Annotated in this window: 7 protein-coding genes; 6 read left to right on the top strand and 1 reads right to left on the bottom strand. The window is 56.0% G+C overall.

The genetic code is table 11. The features are described 5' to 3' along the window. Positions 1 to 464 precede the first annotated feature (464 nt). Positions 465 to 875 (bottom strand): plastocyanin, encoded by a 411-nt coding sequence (gene petE, locus NW841_RS11355; RefSeq protein WP_414364139.1) that lies wholly within the window; start codon positions 873 to 875, stop codon positions 465 to 467. 1819 nt (positions 876 to 2694) lie between these two features. Here petE and NW841_RS11360 point away from each other — a divergent pair. The 6 genes from NW841_RS11360 to NW841_RS11385 form a co-directional block, all read left to right on the top strand. Continuing rightward, positions 2695 to 3093: a hypothetical protein gene (locus NW841_RS11360; protein WP_414364140.1), complete on the top strand. Its 399-nt coding sequence runs from the start codon at positions 2695 to 2697 to the stop codon at positions 3091 to 3093. Positions 3094 to 3172: 79 nt separating this feature from the next. Then, positions 3173 to 3391, top strand: coding sequence for an NAD(P)H-quinone oxidoreductase subunit O (gene ndhO, locus NW841_RS11365; RefSeq protein ID WP_414364141.1), 219 nt, complete (start codon positions 3173 to 3175; stop codon positions 3389 to 3391). Between the two features lie 42 nt (positions 3392 to 3433). Further along, positions 3434 to 4273 (top strand): cell division protein FtsQ/DivIB, encoded by an 840-nt coding sequence (locus NW841_RS11370; protein ID WP_414386455.1) that lies wholly within the window; start codon positions 3434 to 3436, stop codon positions 4271 to 4273. 21 nt (positions 4274 to 4294) lie between these two features. Beyond that, positions 4295 to 5020 carry an energy-coupling factor ABC transporter ATP-binding protein gene (locus tag NW841_RS11375; RefSeq protein WP_414364143.1) on the top strand — a complete coding sequence of 242 codons (726 nt, stop codon included), beginning with the start codon at positions 4295 to 4297 and terminating at the stop codon, positions 5018 to 5020. A gap of 530 nt (positions 5021 to 5550) precedes the next feature. Beyond that, positions 5551 to 5859 carry a carbon dioxide-concentrating mechanism protein CcmK gene (locus NW841_RS11380; RefSeq protein ID WP_011430450.1) on the top strand — a complete coding sequence of 103 codons (309 nt, stop codon included), beginning with the start codon at positions 5551 to 5553 and terminating at the stop codon, positions 5857 to 5859. 92 nt (positions 5860 to 5951) lie between these two features. Beyond that, positions 5952 to 6061, top strand: a 110-nt coding sequence (locus NW841_RS11385) for a BMC domain-containing protein (protein WP_414386457.1), incomplete at its 3' end; no start/stop codon positions are given.

Genomic DNA, 6061 nt, shown 5'->3' on the forward strand with positions numbered 1-6061 from the left:
TCCTTGCCCCCAGTTTTCCCCTATCTACCTGCCTACTTTCGCTTCTTGCTCCCCTTGCCAGCAGCGCCGTTGGATCGCGCCGCCCCAACTGCCGACTGAAAAAGCCAAACCGCCAAAGGGGCGGCGACGACCAAGATGATACTGGTGGGGCCGACGCCAAAATCCGGCTCACCGGAAGCCAACTCGAAAATCGAACCCACAGCGGCGATGGCACTGATGCAGGAAACGGCCAAGAGCAGGTAGCCTTTAACACTGGTGGTCATAGGGAACTCGTCTGTGGACTACGGTTAAGCGGTACAGCCTGTCTGGCACAAGGGGCAGCCGGGCAAACGTCTATTCGCGAAAAAGCCCTCCCACTCTCGAGAGGGCTACTTTCTATGCTACGGGCAGGGATCCCCAGCCAGCAAGCCAGAGCTGGGCTCTCTCTTAAAAAGCAACCCGGGAAGTGCAATTAGAGGGCAGGCCTAGCCATTGACGATGATCTTGCCGACCATGCCAGCCCCGCGGTGGGGAGTGCAGTAGTAGGTGTACTCACCCGGAGGGACATCGACAAAGGCCGATTCCACCACTTGGTTGGGAGCCGTGAGCAGGGCCTTGTGGGACAGCTTGGCCGCCAAGGCCGCATCGCCACCGGGTACCTTGTCAAAGACAACGTTGTGAGGATAGACCTTGTTGTTGACCCACCGAACAGTATCTCCCTGATTGATGGTGAGGGAAGGGGGATCGAAAATCAGTTGGGCCTTGTCAGAGCCCATTTTAACTGTGTAGGTTTCAGCAGCAGCAGGGTTGGACAGGAAAGCTACCCCAGCCACCCCGACTACGAGAGCGAGGAGGATGAGCTGCAGACGCTTCGCTAGGTTAAAAATGAACAACATGGATTCCTCTCAAAACGTAACGGCCGTCGCCCCCGCCTCTGCGACTAGTCCACCACTTTCCAAGTTGTGAAGGAAAGGTACCCAGCTCAGCAGGGACGTTCAACTTCTATCTTAGGATTTTAAGGCGGAACAGGAACACAGCGGGGCAGCTGGGTAGCCCCGTACTAAAGTACGGGGCGGAGAAGCCCGCTCACGTTAGCGGGACGTAGTCCTTAAGCGACTTGAGTCGCTCGCCAATGTAAGCACCCACCCTGGTGAAAGACCGGGACAGTGCCGTAAGTCAACAAGTAAGCGGAACCTCCAAGCTTTGCCTTTAGGAACCGTCTAGGGGCATCTTGACAGCGCCTTTGTGAGTTCCTCTGTGGACTGCGTAAGAATCCCCTGACTTAAAATCAGGGGAGTAGCAACTACTACCTTGCTAGAGCCAGGGGCTGTTCCAGACGTTAGGGCCACAGGGAGAGATCGGGCTACGGGATTGCCTCGAGTCTCTCCCTTTCTCATTGTCTCTCACCGCAAGTCGGCGATTCTTGGCTCTGTAGGGTCTCGGAGAGAAAGCTGACCATTCCTGAAAATCCGGGAGTGCCTTGCCAGCCAAAATCCGTAGGGTTGCCGATGCGGGAGGGGGGTAGGCCATTCTAGCCTCTAAGCAGAGAACAAGGTGCTCTTCTCTTGCTGTTCTCCGATTGCTTGCTAGGTTGCGTGTAAGACACCAACTCGCTCAGTAGAACTGGAATGCTGTCTAAAATGTACAGTATTCGTCCATCGCCCGTACGAGTAAGCCTTCTACTCAGATTTTGGAATTGGCAGAACAAGGGCGAAACATTCAGGTCTTGGCTCGCTGCATCGGCACAGCCTTGAATTTAGGCAGTCCGCTCAAGTTGTAGTACATTACACTCCGCAGGCATGGGAGTAATGCCTGCTTTTCAACTCCTACCAGCTAATCTCGCTTGCACTTCTGCAGAGTTCCTCAGCAGCTTTTTCAGCCTGATGAGTTTTGTGGAGGGAGGGATCCCAAAAGTTTTTGGGCCCTCTCGGTAAGACAGGCATCCAGAGTGCCGCCTCTAATTTGGGGATCCCAAGGCTAGTGCTGAACGATTCCCTGAACCATAGCGTCGGTCAGTTGGCATACTCCCCAGCCCTAAAGAGTGGGGATTCTTGTTCTTGGTTCCACGACAGCACTTGCTGAGTTGTGGGCTGCCCCTTCCCAATAGCAGTGCTCCTCTCCCCACGCGTTCCCCTCTTACAGGGCAGTTCCCCAATGCCCCTAGGTGCTGTTCCAGCTTAATACTGCTTGCCCATACTGATTGTGAAGAGTTAAGCCATACCTCAAAAAGGGAGTCAACACGGATTTTCCAGCAAAAAAAGTTGTATATTGGCCAGCCATTGGGATCCCCAAGCTTAGTGAACAACTCCCGCCACTCATCTTCGTTGAGTAAACACAACAGAGATTTAACTAACTTATTCTCCTCAATTGCAGTACGAACAGCTTTCATCCCGACACCGATTTGCGCTTGAGTCAGCACAATTCACCCATACAGTGCGGGGCTTCCCGCCGATTAAGCTAAAGAGCCGTGACTGAGGATGTGCTTGCTGCCCTTGACCAGACCACTTGCCTAGGGTCGAAAGCCCTCCCCTGGCAGAGCCTCCAAGAGTTGAACACTTGGACGAAACAGCCGTCCTGCAGCCAGGGAGCATGTTATCCTGAGTTGGCTTAGTATGATTTCATAGCCGGGCTCAGCCGTCATCTTTCTAACTGCGGCTGGCTAACCCGCCGTTTAGGGATCCGGCTCAACTTTCTTCGCATTGCAGGCAAAAGACAATGGTAGGCATCTTCAGGCGCTTTTTCGGCTCTCGCGGTCAAGCAGATTCCAAACCTTCCTCAGAGACAGCTGCCCAGCCAGCTAAAAAGAAAGACAACACCTTTTTTCTCGACCCGGATGAGGCCAAAACCCTTGGCAACATCGAATACATGCGCACTCCCAGGATCGTGAAGCACACCTTCCAGGATTTTGGCTCTGCGGAGAAGGTGGAGGTAGTGGAGCAGGTTTCTTCCCTAAGCAAAGTTAAGTTGGCCGTAGAACAGGCCAAAGCTCCTGAACCTGCTTCTGAGCAGAGCTCTTCCACCTCAAACAGAAGCAGTGAAGCAGGCTTACGCCGCCAGGGGGGATCCGACCTGGACATGTTTCGCAACATGGCCCGCAGCCTGAAGCGCAAGTAGGCTGGATCCCAGCTCATTGGCTGCATAGGATACAACGGCTATCGAAACGGCCAACCAACACGAAATTCAAGGAGGGGCAATGGCGATTAAGCGAGGCACTCTGGTGCGGGCCATCCGCGAGAAATTGCAAGGCAGCCTGGAAGCCCAGGCCAGCGACTCTTTTATTCCCAGCTACGTCTTCGATACTGCTGGAGAAGTGGTGGATATCAAAGACAACTACCTCCAGATTAAGTTTGGGGCTGTTCCCACCCCCCCAATTTGGCTGCGGGCGGATCAGGTCGAGGAGATCGCGAGTTGAACAGGAGCATGGAAGGCTCCTCTTTGGCTTGAGGGAGGGCTAATGCTACCTCTGGCTTCTCCCACGCGCGAACAACTTCTGCAACGCAGGCGACTTTTGCGTCAGCAACGTCGCAACCGCTTTTGGCAGGGATCCTGGCGCTTAGCCAGCTCGATGGGCGTTCTGACACTGCTGGTGTTGGGTCTGCAGCAGCCCTACTGGCAAATTCGCCGGCCGGAGCAAATTCAGGTAAAGGGCAGCTACTGGGTGGATCCCGACTGGATACGGAGGCAATTGCCTCTGACCTATCCCGTGAACATCTGGCAGGTGCAGCCGGCTGTGTTGGAAAGAGCCTTACTGGGATCCCCAGCTCGCCCTTCTCCCCTCAAAAGCGTCCAGGTACAGCGGCAGCTGCTGCCGGTGGGGGTGATTGTCCAGGTGCGGGAACGGCAACCGGTTGCACGCGCCCGCCAGGGCGACCAGACAGGCTGGGTGGATCGGCAAGGCCATTGGCTGCCCCCCGATCCCTTTCGACACCACAGCGGATCCTCTCTCTCCTGGCCTGAGCTGGAGTTGCTGGGCTGGGAGAACCACACGCCCGAGCAATGGGCCTTGTTGCTCGAAGCCCTGCAACAGTCTGAGATCCGGATCGAGACCGTAGATTGGCAATCAGGAGAGGGAATCACGCTCCACACTGAGCTGGGCAACGTTTACCTGGGGCCGATTTCTGACCGCCTGCCCCTGCAAATTCAAACCCTCAACCAAATGCGGGATCTGCGCCGCTACTGCGAGTGTACACCCGACGAAATTCTCCAGATCGACCTGACCAGCCCCAGCGTACCCACCCTGCAGCTCACCCCTGCCGCCACCCAGAAGCGCTGGAAGCCCTTGGAGCAGCGCTAGCCCTGGGATGAGCTTGCTGCCATGAACACAGTGCCAGCGGTGGAAGTCAAACAGTTGTGGGTCGGCTATCCCGGTTGTCCGCCGGTGCTGCAAGGGCTGGATCTACGGGTTGAGGCCGGGCAGCACCTAGGGATCATTGGCCCCAATGGCGCCGGCAAAACCACCCTGTTCCTGGCCCTCGCCGGCCTGTTGCCCCCCTGTTCCGGCCAGATCACGTTGTTTGGGCAGCCGCTCCGGCCTGGCCAGTTTCGCCCTGAGGTGGGGCTAGTGTTTCAGGATCCCGACGATCAGCTGTTTGCTGCCTCGGTGGCCGAAGATGTAGCCTTTGGGCCGCGCAACCTGGGACGTTCTGAGGCGGAGGTCGCGGCTGTGGTTCAAGCAACCCTGGAGATGACCGGCACCCTGCATCTGGCTAACTGTCCCCCCCATCATCTCTCCGGCGGCGAAAAACGCATGGTTGCGATCGCCGGGATCTTGGCGATGCAGCCGCAGTTGATCCTCTACGATGAGCCGACTGCCAACCTGGATCTGCGCGCCCGTCGCCGGCTAATCGCCTTTTTGTTGCAAGCAACGCACACCTTTCTGCTCGCTTCCCACGATCTGGAACTGATCCTGGAAGTGTGCGATCGGGTGCTCCTCTTGGATCAAGGCCGGATTTGTGCCCAGGGATCCCCGGCCCACCTGATGAGCCAACCCAACCTCATGGAAGCCCATGGCTTGGAAGTGCCACCCTCGCTGCGCCGATAACGGCAAAAGTTGAAAAGATGTCAAGAATTATTTTTGAGTTGATAACAATTTTGCCTCTCTTAATAAAAAGCTATCGTGCTAATTAAAAATATTGATTTTCGTCCAGGATTGAATGGGGATATCATTCTGTTAAGTCGGGGGATCCCTTCTCTGGGCTGTCCTCGTCGATTTTGTCGGATCGATTTTGTGCAAGAAAGATGGGGACTTAGCCTGGAGTTGGCAGCTTTGCCCGCCTAAGTGACAGTTGTGGTTAACCCAGATGGCTCCTACAACCTTTTCTGGCTTCAGTCTATTGAGTCTGAGGTCGGCGGCTGGGCAGAGCCTTCTCTCCAGGGGGAGGTCTGTGGTGGCTGGGGTAGGTGTGGCCGAGAAGAGCTGTCCACTGAGGTTTGGGCAGAGAATCTCCCGGATGAGTTCGAGGGAAATTGCAGGATCGAACCCAATAGGGGAGATCAGGTTGGAGATCGATTGGCCTTATTGCTGGGTTCGGCAACGTTCAGGAACTGAGTGTTCAAAAGTGGAGGGTTGATATGCCTATTGCAGTCGGAATGATCGAAACCCGTGGGTTCCCGGCAGTGGTAGAAGCTGCCGACGCCATGGTAAAGGCCGCGCGCGTCACCCTCGTGGGTTACGAGAAAATTGGCAGCGGGCGCGTCACCGTGATCGTGCGGGGCGATGTCTCCGAGGTGCAGGCCTCGGTAGCTGCCGGCTTGGAGTCTGCCAAACGGGTGAGTGGGGGCGAGATCCTCTCCCACCACATCATCGCCCGTCCCCACGAAAACCTGGAGTTTGTGCTGCCCATCCGCTACACGGAGGCAGTGGAGCAGTTTCGCACCTAAACCAAGCAGTTGCACCTAGCTCGGAATTAACCCGAGCCGGAAAATCGGGCCGGGTTTACACTCCCCCAACAATTTCAGCGTAAGGAGTCCCTATGGCTATTGCAGTCGGAATGATCGAAACCCTGGGCTTCCCGGCAGTGGTAGAAGCTGCCGACGCCATGGTAAAGCTGACTCATATACACATCTTACACATCCCACGACT

Source organism: Synechococcus sp. H60.3 (assembly GCF_047462295.1).
Lineage (GTDB): Bacteria > Cyanobacteriota > Cyanobacteriia > Thermostichales > Thermostichaceae > Thermostichus.

Excerpts from the sequence above, each read along its gene's own strand:
- ndhO (WP_414364141.1), top strand. The coding sequence starts at position 3,173 with ATGGCGATTAAGCGAGGCACTCTGGTGCGGGCCATCCGCGAGAAATTG.
- NW841_RS11380 (WP_011430450.1), top strand. The coding sequence starts at position 5,551 with ATGCCTATTGCAGTCGGAATGATCGAAACCCGTGGGTTCCCGGCAGTG.
- NW841_RS11360 (WP_414364140.1), top strand. The coding sequence starts at position 2,695 with ATGGTAGGCATCTTCAGGCGCTTTTTCGGCTCTCGCGGTCAAGCAGAT.
- NW841_RS11375 (WP_414364143.1), top strand. The coding sequence starts at position 4,295 with ATGAACACAGTGCCAGCGGTGGAAGTCAAACAGTTGTGGGTCGGCTAT.
- petE (WP_414364139.1), bottom strand. The coding sequence starts at position 875 with ATGTTGTTCATTTTTAACCTAGCGAAGCGTCTGCAGCTCATCCTCCTC.
- NW841_RS11370 (WP_414386455.1), top strand. The coding sequence starts at position 3,434 with ATGCTACCTCTGGCTTCTCCCACGCGCGAACAACTTCTGCAACGCAGG.